14 protein-coding genes are annotated in these 14488 nt (G+C 62.2%); 7 read left to right on the forward strand and 7 right to left on the reverse strand.

Translation table 11 applies throughout. The features are described from left to right. From sapD to ABLV54_RS10855, 5 genes are all read right to left on the reverse strand, one after another. Positions 1–993: a putrescine export ABC transporter ATP-binding protein SapD gene (gene sapD, locus ABLV54_RS10835; RefSeq protein ID WP_023289349.1), complete on the reverse strand. Its 993-nt coding sequence runs from the start codon at positions 991–993 to the stop codon at positions 1–3. Further along, positions 993–1883: a putrescine export ABC transporter permease SapC gene (gene sapC, locus ABLV54_RS10840; RefSeq protein ID WP_004151901.1), complete on the reverse strand. Its 891-nt coding sequence runs from the start codon at positions 1881–1883 to the stop codon at positions 993–995. Before sapC ends, sapD begins: the two co-directional genes overlap by 1 nt. Further along, a complete protein-coding gene (gene sapB / locus ABLV54_RS10845) occupies positions 1870–2835 on the reverse strand; it encodes a putrescine export ABC transporter permease SapB (RefSeq protein ID WP_017900865.1) in 966 nt (321 codons plus the stop codon). The genes sapC and sapB overlap by 14 nt, the downstream gene beginning before the upstream one ends. Continuing rightward, entirely contained in the window at positions 2832–4475 is a 1644-nt protein-coding gene (sapA, locus tag ABLV54_RS10850; protein WP_023289350.1) for an ABC transporter substrate-binding protein SapA, read from the reverse strand. The genes sapB and sapA overlap by 4 nt, the downstream gene beginning before the upstream one ends. A gap of 333 nt (positions 4476–4808) precedes the next feature. Further along, complete coding sequence (locus ABLV54_RS10855) at positions 4809–5717, reverse strand: SDR family oxidoreductase (RefSeq protein WP_072096645.1); 909 nt, start codon at positions 5715–5717, stop codon at positions 4809–4811. 107 nt (positions 5718–5824) lie between these two features. Here ABLV54_RS10855 and ABLV54_RS10860 point away from each other — a divergent pair, with 107 nt between their 5' ends. Then, positions 5825–6667: a helix-turn-helix transcriptional regulator gene (locus ABLV54_RS10860; protein ID WP_050533918.1), complete on the forward strand. Its 843-nt coding sequence runs from the start codon at positions 5825–5827 to the stop codon at positions 6665–6667. Here ABLV54_RS10860 and ABLV54_RS10865 read toward each other — a convergent pair. Continuing rightward, positions 6634–8955 (reverse strand): helix-turn-helix domain-containing protein, encoded by a 2322-nt coding sequence (locus tag ABLV54_RS10865; RefSeq protein ID WP_050533917.1) that lies wholly within the window; start codon positions 8953–8955, stop codon positions 6634–6636. The genes ABLV54_RS10860 and ABLV54_RS10865 overlap by 34 nt on opposite strands. A gap of 171 nt (positions 8956–9126) precedes the next feature. Between ABLV54_RS10865 and ABLV54_RS10870 the strand changes: the two genes are divergently transcribed. Then, positions 9127–10296, forward strand: coding sequence for a M20 aminoacylase family protein (locus ABLV54_RS10870; RefSeq protein WP_023289354.1), 1170 nt, complete (start codon positions 9127–9129; stop codon positions 10294–10296). A gap of 25 nt (positions 10297–10321) precedes the next feature. Next, positions 10322–11713 (forward strand): MFS transporter, encoded by a 1392-nt coding sequence (locus ABLV54_RS10875; protein ID WP_050533916.1) that lies wholly within the window; start codon positions 10322–10324, stop codon positions 11711–11713. Here the strand turns inward: ABLV54_RS10875 and pspF are convergent. Continuing rightward, positions 11704–12693, reverse strand: a complete 990-nt coding sequence (gene pspF / locus ABLV54_RS10880) for a phage shock protein operon transcriptional activator (RefSeq protein ID WP_072096644.1) — start codon at positions 12691–12693, stop codon at positions 11704–11706. The genes ABLV54_RS10875 and pspF overlap by 10 nt on opposite strands. 152 nt (positions 12694–12845) lie before the next feature. Between pspF and pspA the strand changes: the two genes are divergently transcribed. The 4 genes from pspA to pspD are packed head-to-tail and all read left to right on the forward strand — an operon-like array spanning position 12846 to position 14400. Then, positions 12846–13514 carry a phage shock protein PspA gene (pspA, locus tag ABLV54_RS10885; protein WP_004203910.1) on the forward strand — a complete coding sequence of 223 codons (669 nt, stop codon included), beginning with the start codon at positions 12846–12848 and terminating at the stop codon, positions 13512–13514. A 55-nt stretch (positions 13515–13569) separates the two neighbouring features. After that, on the forward strand, positions 13570–13794 hold the full coding sequence (pspB, locus tag ABLV54_RS10890; RefSeq protein WP_023289357.1) for an envelope stress response membrane protein PspB: 225 nt from the start codon (positions 13570–13572) through the stop codon (positions 13792–13794). After that, positions 13794–14153, forward strand: a complete 360-nt coding sequence (pspC, locus tag ABLV54_RS10895; protein ID WP_004203911.1) for an envelope stress response membrane protein PspC — start codon at positions 13794–13796, stop codon at positions 14151–14153. The genes pspB and pspC overlap by 1 nt, the downstream gene beginning before the upstream one ends. A gap of 28 nt (positions 14154–14181) precedes the next feature. Further along, positions 14182–14400 (forward strand): phage shock protein PspD, encoded by a 219-nt coding sequence (pspD, locus tag ABLV54_RS10900; RefSeq protein WP_002901915.1) that lies wholly within the window; start codon positions 14182–14184, stop codon positions 14398–14400. The last annotated feature ends 88 nt before the right edge of the window (positions 14401–14488 follow it).

Genomic DNA, 14488 nt, shown 5'->3' on the forward strand with positions numbered 1-14488 from the left:
TCACTCTTTCTCCATGTTCAGCGGGAAATGACAGGCGTACAGGTGATTGCGCGCCCCGGTAAGACGCGGGGTTTCAATGCACTCGCGCTGAGCGTACGGGCAGCGCGGCCCCAGCCGACAGCCGATGGGCAGCTGCTCCAGCAGGGGTATCGCCCCCGGCAGGGTGTTGAGACGGCTTTTATGCGGCATGGCGCTGCCAAAATCCGGGATCGCGCGGATTAACGCCTGGGTGTAGGGGTGATGCGGCAGGGTGATCAGCTCTTCGCTGGGCCCGCTCTCCACCGTCTGCCCGCAGTACATGACGTTGATTTTATCCGCCCATTTGCTGAGCATCTGCAGATCGTGGCTGATCAGCAAAATGGTGGTGTTGTTGTTCTGGTTGAGCCGCGTCAGCAGGCGGATAATCTGCGCCTGCGTCGTGGGCTCCATAGCGTTAGTCGGTTCATCGGCGATCAGCAGGCGCGGCTGGTTGGCCAGGGCGATGGCAATCATCACCTTCTGGCACTCGCCTTCGGTCAGCTGATAGGGGAAGCTACGCATGGCGTCTTTGTGATCTTTAATCCCGACGCGGTGCAACAGCTCGATGGCCCGACGTTTACGCCAGCCCAGCCGCTGCCACCAGCGGCCCTTGTAGGTCCAGCCAGGGATACTCTGGATCAGCTGCTGGCCGATGCGTTCAGAGGGGTCGAGGCACGACTGGGGCTCCTGGAATATCATCGACACGTTGTGGCCGATCAGTTTCCGGCGCTCGCGGTTCGACAGCCGCAGCAGATCGATGTCGTCGAAACGCATGCGGTCGGCCGTGACCCGCCAGTTGTCTTTTGTCACGCCGCAGATAGCTTTGGCGATCAGGCTCTTCCCGGAGCCGGATTCCCCCACCAGGCCACGGATTTCGCCTTCGGTCAGGGTCAGGCTGACGCGGTCGACGGCTTTTACCCAGCCTTCGTTGGTTTTGAATTCGATGGTTAAGTGACGAATATCGAGTAACGGCATTATTCTACCCCGGCAATGATCGCCCGGCGAATACCGTCGCCCAGCAGGTTGACCAGCAGTACGCTGAGCATAATCGCGGCCCCGGGCAGCATCACGGTCCACGGCGCAACATAGATAAGCTCCAGCGCATCGCCCAGCATCGCTCCCCATTCCGGCGAAGGCAGCTGAGCGCCGAGGTCAAGAAAGCCCAGCGCGGCGATATCCAGAATAGCCATCGACAGGGCGCGGGTGATCTCGGTCACCAGGCCGGAGGCGATATTGGGCAGGATGGCGAACAGCAGAATATTCAGCGTCGACGCGCCGTCGAGGCGGGCGGCGATGATGTACTCTTTCTCCAGCTCATCGTGGACCATGCTGTAGACGGAGCGCACCATGCGCGGCAGCAGCGCCAGCCAGACGGCAAACATCGCATGGCTGAGGTGCGGCCCGGCAAAGGCGACGACGATGATCGCCAGCAGCAGCGAGGGGATGGAGAGCAGGGTATCGAGGATATGGTTCATCACCGCCGAGCGCAGGCCGTGGGTCGATCCGGCAATGACGCCCAGCACCAGGCCAAACAGCGTGGCGCCGAGGGTGACGACAAAAGCGCCGCCGACGGTCGGCGCCGCGCCGCTCAGCAGTCGGCTGAGCACATCGCGCCCCAGATCATCGGTTCCGAGGAAGAAAGAGACTTCCCCATAGCGCGACCACGATGGCGGCAGCAGCTGGTAGCCGAGGAACTGCTGGTCGATGCCGTAGGGGGCGAACCAGCCGCCGAAGACGCAAAGCAGCAGCAGCCCCGCGCAGCCGTACAGGCCGATCATCGCCGTGGTGTCGCCATAGAATTTACGCCATACGGTGCGCAGCGCGCCGGGCGGACGCTTTTCCAGATAAACGCTATCGTAGGGCATACCATTCCTTATGTTTCAGTGGGTTAGCCATGGCACCGAGAATATCGGAAATCACGTTGACAATAATCACCAGCGCGCCAATCACCATCACTCCGGCGGAGATCGCCGCGTAGTCCTGCTGACGAATGGCGTTGATAAGCCACCGGCCCAGCCCTGGCCAGCTGAACACCATCTCCGTGATCATCGCCAGGGTGAGCATGGTGGAAAACTGCAGGCCGAGGCGCGGGATCACCGGCGGCAGGGCGTTGTGCAGCACGTGGCGCAGTAAAATTTTGCGTCGCGAGACGCCGCGGGTGGCGGCCGCCTTGACGTAGTTGGTGTCATACACCTCGCTGGTGCTAATGCGCATCAGGCGGATCACTTCGGTAGTGGGGGCTACCGCCAGGGTCAGCACCGGCAGCACCATATGCCGGGCGGCGCTGACGATCATCTCATGGCGCCACGGCGAGTCCGAAAGCCAGGCGTCAATCAGCGCGAAACCGGTGACGTTTTTCACCTCATACAGCAGGTCGAAGCGGCCGGAGACCGGAAGCCAGCCGAGGGTCAGGGAGAAGAAGAGAGTCAGGAGCAGCGCCAGCCAGAAGACCGGGATCGAGAAACCGACCAGCGCGACGGCGCTGATCAGGGTATCGGGCCATTTGTTGCGCATCACGCCGGCGATCATCCCCACCGGAATGCCAATCAGCAGGGCAAAGCCGAAGGCGAGGATGCACAGCTCCATGGTCGCCGGGAACACCTCGCGCAGCTGCTCGGAAATCAGCTGGCCGTTAATGCTGGAGACGCCAAAATCCCAGTGCAGCACCCCTTCAAACCAGAACAGCCATGCATTCCACAGGGTCGCGCCCTGCAGCGGGGCATGGGGAGTGAAGTAGCTCAGGCTGAAGCCGACAAAGGTCAGAAAAAAGAGGGTGACCAGCAACAGCAGCAGACGGCGCAGGGTAAAAATAATCATGGTTTTTTCACCTCTTCGGTTTTCTCCCGCGATACGCCAGCGAACGAAGCGTTACCGAAGGGGCTAAGCACCAGGCCTTTCATATCATAGCGATAGGCCTGCAACCGCAGCGATGAGGCCAGCGGCAGGACCGGCAGTTCACGAGCGAGGATGCGCTGGGCCTCTTTGTAAGCGTCCATCCGCGAGGAGAGCTGCTGCGAGAGCAGCGCTTTTTGCAGCACGTCATCAAATTCCCGGTTACACCAGTGGGCGAAGTTGGTCTGCGAGGCGATCGCCGCGCAGCTGAGCAGCGGCCGGAAGAAGCTGTCCGGATCGTTACTGTCCGTCGCCCAGCCGGAGAGCGTCAGGTCATGGTTCATGTCCATCAGCCGCGCCTCCTGGAAGCGCCCCTCCACCGGCATGATGATCACCTTGACGCCAATCTGCGCCATATCCGCCTGGATCAGCTCTGCTGTTTTCAACGGGCTGGGGTTCCACGCCTGCGAGCTGGTGGGAACCCACAGCTTGAGGGTCAGATTTTCCAGCCCCAGGGCCTTCAGGCGGGTGCGGGCCTCCTGGGGATTATATTCGGTAATCTTAGCGTCGTTATCGTAGGCCCACGAGGCGCGCGGCAGCATCGACGCCGCCGTCTCCGCGGTGCCATAGTAGATAGACTGCATCAGGCGCTGGTTGTTAATGGCCAGCGCCAGCGCGTGGCGCACCTCCGGGTTGTCCAGCGGCGGCTTGGCGGTGTTGAAGGCCAGCCAGGCAATGTTCATCCCCGGACGCAGCGTCAGGCGCAGGCGCGGGTCGTCACGCAGGATCGTCAACTGGCTGGCGGCCGGCCAGGCCAGCACGTCGCATTCGCCGGTCAGCAGTTTCGACAGGCGGCCGGTTCCACCGGAGCCGAGGTCAACCACCACCTGCGGCATCAACGGCTTGCCGCGCCAGTAGCCGGGGTGGCGCTGCAGGCGAACATACTGCCCGGAGCGGTACTCAGACAGCTGGAACGGGCCGGTGCCCACCGGCTGGCGATCGAGCTGTTCCTGACGATCGTCCTGCGTTAAGCGGGCGGCATATTCGGCGGAGGTAATCGACGCATAGTGGGTGGCCAGATGCCAGAGGAATGATGCATCCGGCCGCTTGAGGCGAAACTCCACGGTCTGATTATCGAGCTTGCGGACGCTCTCCACGCTGTCAGCAAACTGCAGGCTGTCGAAGTAGGGGAAGCTGCTGCCGTTGACGTTGTGCCAGGGGTGATCGCGGTTAAAAATGCGACCAAAGGTGAAAATCACGTCATCGGCGTTGAAATCCCGCGTCGGGGAGAACCATGCCGTGCGTTGAAACGGGACGTGGCGGCGCAGGTGAAAGCGGTAGGTGGCGCCGTTATCGAGGACTTCCCAGCTCTCCGCCAGCTCGGGGACCAGCCGATAGGTATAAGGGTCGACGTCAAGCAGGCGATCGTAGATCTGCGCGGCCAGCGTATCGACGATCAGGCCGCTGCTCACTTTCTGCGGATTAAAGGTATTAACCTGGCCGCTGACGCAATAGACGAAACCGCTGTCGCGAATATCGGCGCGGTCGGGGAGCGCAGGGGCGGCAAAAGCCTGCCCACACAGCAGGGAAACCGCTGCCAGGAGAGATGACAATTTCAGGCGCATATTTTCTGTTTGATTATAGAGTTGAACTCTATCTTATTAAGATTCATAGACATTCACCACCGCCTTCAACAAGCCTGAGGGATAATGCGGTTACCGGGTGCGTATAGTATTCAGTCAATTGATTAAAATAGTCGCGGAACCGAGTCTGTATAATGAAACATGGTAACTTTTTATCGCCGATATCGCCAGTCAGCTCTGTTTGGCCGCGGTTGACCAGACGGTGGAAGCGACGCTAACGCCGGGGATAAATTCAGTATAGCGGGGAGAAAGCAGAGGGTCCGACGGGCGGGTAACCCTACCCGTCGGATGTCATACAGGGGGGAACGTATTTGCTTATCGTGACAACGTCACTTTTTGATAATCCATATTCCGTAAATCCTCCAGCAGCCCGGGGCCGACCGGCTGCCACTGCAATCGCTCGCGAGTCCATGCCGAGCTGGCGCGCAGGTCAAGGGCGGTAAAGGGGGCAAACCAGCCGAACCAGGCGTCAGCCTGGGCTTCATCCAGCTGGGTCAGCGGCAGATTTAAGCCCCGGGCGATGACTGCGGCAATCTCCCGTAATGCGATCCCCTCTTCAGCCACCGCATGGTAGCGCTCGCCCGCAGCGCCCTGCAGCAGTGCGCTGACGTACAGGCGCGCGACGTCATCGACATGGGCGGCGGACCAGCGGTGGTTCCCCTCGCCGCGCAAGGCCACCGCGCCGCTGGCGACTGCGCGTTCGATATAGCTGGTCAGTAGCCCCTGGCGCACGGTGTCATGCACCTGCGGCAGGCGAACGACCCGGACGTCCACTCCCGCCTCCAGCAGCTGCTGGCCGGCAAGTTCTGAGGCGGTCCGCGGGCTGGGGTGCGCGGCGTTAAAGCACGACTCGCGGGCCGGGGCGCCGCTCCCGTCGTCGCCCATCAGCGTGCCGGAGGTGATGACCAGCGGCCGCGCGCTGCCCCGCAGCGCCTGGCCCATGGTGAGGATCGCCTGGCGGTCTTTCTCGCAGTTGGCGGCAAAGCGGCTGAAGTCGTGGTCGAAAGCGGTATGGATCACCGCGTCGGCGCTCTCGACGCCCGCCAGCAGCGAATCGGGGGCGTCCAGCGTGCCGCGGCGCACCTCGACCCCTGCCGCTTCCAGGGCCTGCGCCGTGGCGTCGCTGCGCACGAGGCCGATAACCTGATGGCCCGACGCCTGCAGCGCCGGAAGAATACGCGAGCCGATAAATCCGCTCGCGCCGGTAAGAAATATACGCATTATGAACCTCCTGAACGGGTTATCAGGCGTATCCTACCCGCGATGTCATACTATAAAAGTAGAGACATTATCGGGGTATAAATTCTAACAGGCAGACTTACAGGCAGATGATGAACACTTCTGACAATCATGCTTTAGGTGATTTTCTCCGCGCCAGGCGCCAGCGTCTCGACCCGGCAACGTTTGGCTTCCCGGCGGGACGCCGGCGCACGCCGGGCCTGCGCCGTGAAGAGGTCGCCCAGCTCGCCAGCATCAGCCCGACCTGGTATACCTGGCTTGAACAGGGGCGCGGCGGGGCGCCTTCCCGCGAGGTGCTGGAGCGGATCGCCCGCGGTCTTCGGCTGACCACCCCGGAGCGCGAACATCTGTTTATACTCGCCTTCGGCCATCCGCCGCAGACCCGTTTGACGATCACAGATGATATGACGCCGCGGCTGCAGCGGGTGCTCGATGCCTTCGCCATTCCGGCGATTATCCGTACCGCCAGCTGGGACGTGATCGCCTGGAACGCGGCGGCGGCCAGGGTGCTGACCGACTACGGCCAGCTGCCGCTGGCGGAGCGCAACGTGCTGCGCCGCCTGTTTACCCGGCCTGAGGCCCGCTGCACCCTGGAGGACTGGCAGACGGTGGGGCAGCTTATCGTTAATGCCTTTCGCGCCGACGTCACGCGGATGGGCGCCACGACGGAAACTGACCAGCTGATCGCGAAGCTCAGCCAGCAGAGCGTCGAGTTCGCCCGTTTCTGGCAAAGCCACGACGTCGCCGGCCACGGCGAGGGCTATAAGCGCATTCACCACCCGCAGATGGGCCCGCTCGATCTGGAGTTCACCTCTTTTGCCGTGGAGGGCCGCCCCGATCTGTCGCTACTGGTTTTCAACCCGGCGACGACGGAGAGCCAGCGCAAAATTCACGGTTTGCTTCAGGCGTCGGGATCCTCATCGGGGGAGTACTGAGGGGTAAATTCGTACAGGGCCAGGGCGTTGCTCTCCAGCGAGTCGACCCGCAGCCAGTGGCCGTCGAGTCGGGCTTCCTCCACGCTGAGCGCCGGACGAGCCTGATGCATCAGCCACTGATAATCTTCGGCGTCGGGGCCGCTGCGGCTGCGAAAGGCGTCCACCAGCGGGAACAGCGCGCCGTGGTGCTGATCGAAGAGGTGCTGTTTGATGCGCCAGCGGCCCTTGAGCCCCTGCAGCCGCACACTGTACGGCTGGCTGAAGCGTTGAATAAAAGCCGCTTCGCTGGAGAGCCAGGGGTTGTAGACCACCGTATTGCGCAGCAGCAGCTGGTAGTGCCCCTGGTGATGGAGCAGCAGCAGGTTTTTGTCGTGAAACAGGATCTCGCCGCGCAGCCGTCGCCAGAGCCACAGCACCCAGTAAACCGGGCGCGGCAGCCCGTGCAGATAGTGCAGCGCCAGGCTGGAGGTATCCAGCTTGCCGTTGGCGCGGGCTTCGCCCTGGAGGCCGGAGTTTAACCAGAAGCCCGCCAGCCAGACCTGGTCCGCGACCCCCAGCAGATTATCCATCAACAGCGCGCCGCGAAAAAAGCGCCCGTTGGTGTCCCGCGTATCGCCGGTCAGCGTATTCCACGAGAGCAGCCATAGCGGCAGGTTAAGCTGCCGTTGACGCAGGGCGCTGTGGATCTGTCGCAGCTTATGCGCCGGATAGTGCTCGCTGGAGGCCAGACTGCTGCTGTCCGCCTGAGCCAGATCCAGCCGTTCGTTGGCATCCGCCTGGCAGGCGAGAAAATCGGCTTCCGCCAGCAGCGGCGAGTGGAACAGCGGATCGTCCCCGGGCGCGCTGGCGGCAAAGCGGTGCCAGATCCCCAACTGCGGCTGCGGCAGCAGACGGTGAAGAACCTCGCGCTGCTGCCGCCAGGCGGCCTGGCGGGCCGCTTCGCTGGCCTGCGGCGACCAGTGCCAGACAAAGCGCCAGCTGCTGAGCGTCGTCGGTGGAAAATGGTTGGCGGCGAGTTGCAGGAAGCGCTGCAGCAGATCGCTGCGGGTGGTGACCCCGGTATGCAGGATCACCTGCCAGCCCATCGCCGCCAGCCAGCTGAAGATCTGCTGCAGGTTGTACCAGCAGGCGTAGCCAGCCATCTGCGGATCGTCCCAGCCGGTGCCGAACAGGCGGCTGCTGAGAAAGGCATCGTTGATATCAATGGCATACACCGGCAGGGCGCGGTGCAACTGCTCCAGTTCGCGGCGCACGTCCTCCCGCAGCAGATCGTCCAGCTCGCGCACGGTCACCACCATCCGGGTATGGCGCAGCACCGCGGCGCGCGCCGGTCGCTGGTGCAGGTTGATCTCCCGGGTTTGCGGCGGATTGATCAACAGCGGCTGACTCTCCCGGTCGCGTTGTTCCGGCTCATTAAGGCGGGCGTAGAGCCGGTCCACGGCCACCGGCTGCCAGCGATCGCCCTGCGGCGGGCGCGGTCGGCCCGGCTCCCGGGGGGACCGCTCGCGATACTGGCGCGGCGTCACCCCATGGTGACGCTTAAACAGGTCGCTCATCATCCGCGTGCTGGCGAACCCCTGCTCGCGGGCAATTTGCTGAACGGGTTTGCGGGTGGTTAACAGCTGATCGGCGGCGTGGCGCAGGCGCAGCGCGGTGAGGTACTGAACAAAACTGACGCCAACCTCCTTGTGAAACAGGCGTGACAGCCAGGCCTCGGAGACAAACTCGGCGGCCGCCACCTCCTGTAAAGAGAGACGGCGCTGATAGTTGGCGTCGATCCGCGCCACTACGCTGGCTATCCTCCGGCTCCATTTTTCAGCATCGCGCCGTGGCGTGAAGGCGATGGGCTGGCTGAAGCGCGTGGCCAGCAGCAGCGCTATCTCACTCAGCCACCGGTTGGCCTCCAGCCGGTAATGGCCGGGATGATTGACCAGGCCGCTCACCAGCAGCTGGCGCATCAGGCGGCGCAGGCCGTCATCGGCATCGCGGGTGCGCGGCGATATCTGGTAGTCGACGGCAAAAAAGGCGTTGTCGAGGCGGGCCAGCCAGCTGGCGGAGAGGGTGAGGATCATCACCGCGTTGCCCCCGGCGCTGCGCAGGCTCCAGCGACGGTTGCGGTTAACGATCGCCAGCCCGTCGACGGCAAGCTGCTGCGGCGCGCCTTCCGCCTCCGCCAGATTTACGCTCCCCTCCAGCACCCACAGCAGCGTCAGCAGATCGCTCTCCGGCTGGCTTAGCTGACGCACATCGCGCACGGTGACGCTAAAGTCGCCTGAATGCTGCTCCACATGGTTCTCCTCTGTAGACAAAAAGCAACCGGTTGTTTTTTGTCATAACCGATATGTATGAAAAACACTCATTCATTTCTCGTCAATATAAAACAAAAAAGCGCGCCTGAAAGCTGTTTCACCCGCATAAACTCGAAAGTGTCGTGCAAACACAACACAGGAATAACAAAAATGACACATCCGTTGCTTGAAGCCTTGCAGGTCAACGAGGCGCAATTTATTGCCTTACGTCGCCGGTTCCACCAGCAGCCGGAGATCGGCTTTGAAGAGCATCAGACCAGCAGCGAGGTCGCCCGACTGCTTGGCGAATGGGGATACGAGGTTCATCGCGGCCTGGCGGGCACCGGGGTGGTGGGTACGCTGCGCGTCGGCCAAGGAAAAAAACGCCTCGGCCTGCGGGCGGATATGGATGCCCTGCCGATGCAGGAGCGGAGCGGGAAGCCGTGGGCAAGCCAGGTTGACGGGCGCTTTCACGGCTGCGGCCATGACGGGCATACCACCACGCTGCTCTACGCGGCTGAATATCTGGCGCGCACCCGCCAGTTTAACGGGACGCTGCAGCTGATTTTCCAGCCCGCGGAAGAGTTGCTGTACGGCGGGCGGGTGATGGTCGAGGACGGTCTGTTTGACCAGTTCCCCTGCGACGCCATCTTCGGCCTGCACAATATGCCGGGTCAGCCGCTGGGTAAAATCGGTCTGCGCGACGGGGCGATGATGGCCTCCTCCGATACGCTGCATATTGAAGTGAAGGGCGTTGGCGGCCACGGCGCGGTACCGGAGCATACGGTGGATGCCACGCTGGTGGCCTGCCATATTACCCTCGCGCTGCAGTCCATCGTCTCGCGCAATATCACCCCGTTTGAGCCAGCGGTCGTGACCGTCGGCAGCATCCAGGCCGGACATGCGCCCAATATCATTAACGATCACGTGTTGATGAAGCTCACGGTGCGCACCCTCAATGAGCAGGTACGCGAGACCGTGCTGCAGCGGATCCATGATATTGCCGTGGCTCAGGCGGAGAGCTTTAACGCCACGGCTACGCTGACCCACGTCAACGGCAGCCCGGTATTACGTAACGATCCGGCGGCCAACGCCATGGTGCGGGAGGTGGCCACAGCGCTGTTTGGCGCAGAGCAGGTGGGCGAGGTGAAGCCGTTTATGGGCAGTGAAGATTTCGCCTTCATGCTGGAGCAGCACCCCCACGGCAGTTATTTCACTATCGGCGCTGGCGACGAGCCGGATCGCTGCATGGTGCATAACCCGGGCTATGACTTCAACGACGCGCTGTTGCTTAGCGGCGCGGCGCTGTGGTGCGGCCTGACGGAACACTATCTGCGTTAATCACCGGAAACGGGAGGGCCATGCAATGAGCACTGTCACCGTAAGCGACACCCCCTATGTCGGCAGCGATCGTCTGCTGGTGGGGATTGTGCTGAGCGTTTTAACCTTCTGGCTGTTTGCCCAGTCGGTGATTAACGTCGTGCCAGCGATGAAAAGCAGTCTTGATATTTCTCTTGAGACCTTAACCCTGGCCGTCAGCCTCAGCGCGCTGTTCAGCGGCTGTTTCGTGGTGGCCAGCGGCGGCCTGGCGGACAAGTTTGGCCGCATGCGAATGACCACCCTCGGGCTGGGGCTGAGCATCGCCGGCAGCGCTATGCTGGTACTGGCCCAGGGGCCGGGGCTGTTCCTCGCCGGCCGGGTGCTGCAGGGGCTGTCGGCGGCGTGCATTATGCCGGCGACGCTGGCGCTGATTAAGACCTGGTACCAGGGGCGCGCGCGTCAGCGGGCGGTCAGCTTCTGGGTCATCGGCTCGTGGGGCGGCAGCGGCCTGTGCTCCTTCGTCGGCGGAGCTATCGCTACCGGCCTGGGCTGGCGCTGGATCTTTGTCTTTTCCATCGCCGTTGCCCTGGCGGCGCTGGCGTTACTGCGCGGCACGCCGGAGAGCCGCAGCGCCAGCGCCAGCCAGCAGAAGCTGGACGTTGGCGGCCTGCTGAGCCTTATCGCCGGGCTGGTGCTGGTGAATCTGTTTATCAGCAAAGGCCACGGCTGGGGCTGGAGCAGTCCGCTGTCGTTGAGCATGCTGGCGGGGGCGCTGATCGCTGGCGCGGTGTTTATTCGCAGCGGGCTGCGCAAAGGCGAGGCGGCGCTGATCGATTTTGCGCTGTTTCGCAACCGGGCGTACGGCGCGGCGGTGCTGTCGAACTTTCTGCTCAACGGGGCGATTGGCACCATGATGATCGCCAGCATCTGGCTGCAGCAGGGGCACCACCTGACGCCGCTGGAGAGTGGAATGATGACCCTCGGCTATCTGGTGACCGTCCTGGCGATGATCCGGGTCGGCGAGAAGCTGCTGCAGCGCTACGGCGCCCGGCTGCCGATGATGGCCGGCCCGGTGCTGACCGCCATCGCCATCGGCCTGATATCCTGCACCTTTCTCGATAAGGCGCTCTATATCGGCGTGGTGTTCGGCAGCAATGTGCTGTTCGGCCTCGGGCTGGGCTGCTACGCCACGCCGTCAACGGATACGGCGGTGGCCAACGCGCCGGAGAACAAAATTGGCGTCGCCTCGGGGATCTACAAGATGGGCAGCTCGCTGGGCGGGGCGATGGGGATTGCCGTGACGGCGTCACTTTTCGCGCTGTTTTTGCCGCTCGGTATGGCCCATGCCGCCCAGTATGCTCTGTGGTTCAACGCCGCCTTATGCCTGGGGGCGATGGCGGTAAGCGCACTGCTGCTGCCGCGCGCCTCTCACAGCTGATGCTTTTTCAGCAGCGCGCGGAGCTGATGATAGGTTAAGCCCAACAGCTCCGCCGCCTGCTTCTGATGATACTTCGCCTGCAGCAGACTCCGCTGCAGCAGGCGTTTTTCCTGCTGTAGCTGAAAATCGCGGAGATCCAGCGGCAGGGCGGGCAGTTCGTCCCCGGACGCGGCCTCCGGCACGGAGGGCGCGGACTGACGGAAAGGGTTGAGGATAATGGCGTCCAGCTCGTGCTCGCTGTCGCCGTGGCGATAGACCGAGCGCTCGACGACGTTCTTCAGTTCACGAATATTTCCCGGCCAGCGGTAGCCGAGCAGCGTGGCGGTGGCTCGTTCGCTGAAGCCGGGAAACAGCGGCAGACCGAGCTCGCGGCACATCTGAATGGCAAACTGGTTGGCGAGCAGCATGATGTCGCTCTGCCGTTCGCGCAGCGGCGGGAGCTGCACCACGTCGAAGGCCAGACGGTCGAGCAGGTCGGCGCGGAAATGGCCTTCCTCCACCATCCGCGGCAGGTCGGCGTTGGTGGCGCACACCAGCCGGACGTTGACCTGCAGCGGCTGGCTGCCGCCCACGCGCTCCAGTTCGCCATATTCAATCACTCTTAACAGCTTCTCCTGCACCAGCATCGGGGCCGTCGCCAGCTCATCGAGAAACAGCGTCCCGCCGTCGGCGCGCTCGAAGCGTCCGGGATGGCGCTTGCTGGCGCCGGTGAAGGCCCCGGCTTCGTGGCCAAACAGCTCCGAATCGAGCAGATTGTCATTCAGCGCCGCGCAGTTCAGCGAGATAAACGGCCCCTGCCAGCGGGCGGAGAGATAGTGCAGACGGTTGGCGATAAGCTCTTTCCCGGTACCGCGCTCGCCGATGACCAGCACCGGTTTGTCCAGCGGAGCCAGCCGGGAAACCTGTTCCAGCACCTCGAGAAAGCTGTTGGCCTCGCCCAGCAAATTATCCTTGTACTGCGCCATGATGAATTTCGCCATTAAGTAGTGTGATTAACCAGGTGACTGTAGCAATGCCCTGCCTGTTTCGCAACCACTCTGTTTAAAATCAATAAGATAAAAAGTTGGCACGCCATTTGTATTAGCTAAGCCACAGGTGAATGCCTGCAACCAGAACTATGAGGACTGAAATTATGGGTATTTTTTCTCGTTTTGCCGACATCGTGAACGCCAACATCAACTCCCTGCTGGAGAAAGCCGAGGACCCGCAAAAGCTGGTGCGTCTGATGATCCAGGAGATGGAAGACACGCTGGTTGAGGTACGTTCCACGTCGGCCCGCGCGCTGGCGGAAAAGAAACAGCTGACCCGTCGTATTGAGCAGGCGGTCGCCCAGCAGGCGGAATGGCAGGAAAAGGCCGAGCTGGCCCTGCGCAAAGAGAAAGAGGATCTGGCCCGGGCGGCGCTGATCGAAAAACAGAAGCTGACCGACCTTATTGCTCAGCTGGACCACGAAGTGCAGCTGGTGGATGAAACGCTGGCGCGCATGAAGAAAGAGATTGGCGAGCTGGAGAACAAACTCAGCGAAACCCGCGCCCGTCAGCAGGCGCTGGCGCTGCGTCATCAGGCGGCGAGTTCGTCCCGCGATGTGCGTCGCCAGCTGGACAGCGGTAAACTGGATGAGGCGATGGCGCGCTTTGAATCCTTTGAACGTCGCATCGATCAGATGGAAGCGGAAGCGGAGAGTCACCGCTTTGGCAAGCAGCAGACGCTGGATCAGCAGTTTGCCGAACTGAAAGCGGACGATGAAATCAGCGAGCAGCTGGCGGCATTGAAAGCCAAAATGAATCAGTCCAACCAGTAAGTACGATTGCGCGGCGCGGCGTTGCGCCGCGGCTCACCCCCTGTAAGGAGTACACATGAGCATGCTTTTTCTCGCCATTCCGTTGACGCTGTTTGTGCTGTTTGTTCTGCCGGTCTGGCTGTGGCTGCACTACAACAATCGCGGCGCCAACGGGACGCTGACGCAAAATGAGCAGCAACGGCTGCTGCAGTTGACCGATGACGCGAAGCGGATGCGCGAGCGCATTCAGGCGCTGGAAGCGATCCTGGATGCCGAACATCCGAACTGGAGAGACAAATAATGGCTGGACTGGATCTGAATAAAAAACTGTGGCGTATCCCGCAGCGCGGGATGGTCAAGGGCGTCTGCGCGGGTATTGCTCAACATCTTGATGTCCCGGTGAAGCTGGTGCGCCTGATTACCGTGCTGGCGATGATTTTTGGCCTCTTTTTCTTCGTCCTGGTGGCCTACATCATTCTGACCTTCGCCCTGGACCCGATGCCGGACAGTGAGCTTTACGGCCACAAAGCGCCGAGCAATGGCGATCTGCTGGCCGCCGTGGATGCCGAACTGGCCTCCGGCGAACAGCGTCTGCGTGAGATGGAACGGTACGTCACCTCCGACACCTTCACGCTGCGCAGCCGCTTTCGTCAGCTGTAAATCCTGTTGTTAACGAGTGAGGCAACGCATGAATAGCAAATGGCAACGCGCCGGGCAGCAGGTTAAGCCCGGCCTGAAAATCGTCGGTAAGCTGGCGCTGCTGACCGCGCTGCGTTATGGCCCGGCGGGCGTTGCCGGCTGGGCGGTCAAATCGGTCGCGCGACGGCCGCTGAAAATGCTGCTGGCGGTGGCGCTGGAGCCGCTGCTCAGCCGGCTGGCCAACCGCGTCACGCGCGGGATGAAATAACGCCGCCGTGGGGAAGGCGCAAAAGGATTAACGTTCTCCTGCTTATCCCCGGCAGATAGCTTATGATGACGAGACACACCTTCAGGGC

The sequence above is a fragment of the Klebsiella sp. JB_Kp042 genome (genome assembly GCF_040065275.1).
GTDB classification, from domain to species: Bacteria; Pseudomonadota; Gammaproteobacteria; order Enterobacterales; family Enterobacteriaceae; genus Klebsiella; species Klebsiella quasipneumoniae.

Bases quoted from the DNA above. Each gene is read 5' to 3' on its own strand.
- pspA (WP_004203910.1), top strand. From the start codon at position 12,846: ATGGGTATTTTTTCTCGTTTTGCCGACATCGTGAACGCCAACATCAAC.
- pspF (WP_072096644.1), bottom strand. From the start codon at position 12,693: ATGGCGAAATTCATCATGGCGCAGTACAAGGATAATTTGCTGGGCGAG.
- pspC (WP_004203911.1), top strand. From the start codon at position 13,794: ATGGCTGGACTGGATCTGAATAAAAAACTGTGGCGTATCCCGCAGCGC.
- ABLV54_RS10875 (WP_050533916.1), top strand. From the start codon at position 10,322: ATGAGCACTGTCACCGTAAGCGACACCCCCTATGTCGGCAGCGATCGT.
- ABLV54_RS10860 (WP_050533918.1), top strand. From the start codon at position 5,825: ATGAACACTTCTGACAATCATGCTTTAGGTGATTTTCTCCGCGCCAGG.
- pspB (WP_023289357.1), top strand. From the start codon at position 13,570: ATGAGCATGCTTTTTCTCGCCATTCCGTTGACGCTGTTTGTGCTGTTT.
- pspD (WP_002901915.1), top strand. From the start codon at position 14,182: ATGAATAGCAAATGGCAACGCGCCGGGCAGCAGGTTAAGCCCGGCCTG.
- sapD (WP_023289349.1), bottom strand. From the start codon at position 993: ATGCCGTTACTCGATATTCGTCACTTAACCATCGAATTCAAAACCAAC.
- sapB (WP_017900865.1), bottom strand. From the start codon at position 2,835: ATGATTATTTTTACCCTGCGCCGTCTGCTGCTGTTGCTGGTCACCCTC.
- ABLV54_RS10870 (WP_023289354.1), top strand. From the start codon at position 9,127: ATGACACATCCGTTGCTTGAAGCCTTGCAGGTCAACGAGGCGCAATTT.
- sapA (WP_023289350.1), bottom strand. From the start codon at position 4,475: ATGCGCCTGAAATTGTCATCTCTCCTGGCAGCGGTTTCCCTGCTGTGT.
- sapC (WP_004151901.1), bottom strand. From the start codon at position 1,883: ATGCCCTACGATAGCGTTTATCTGGAAAAGCGTCCGCCCGGCGCGCTG.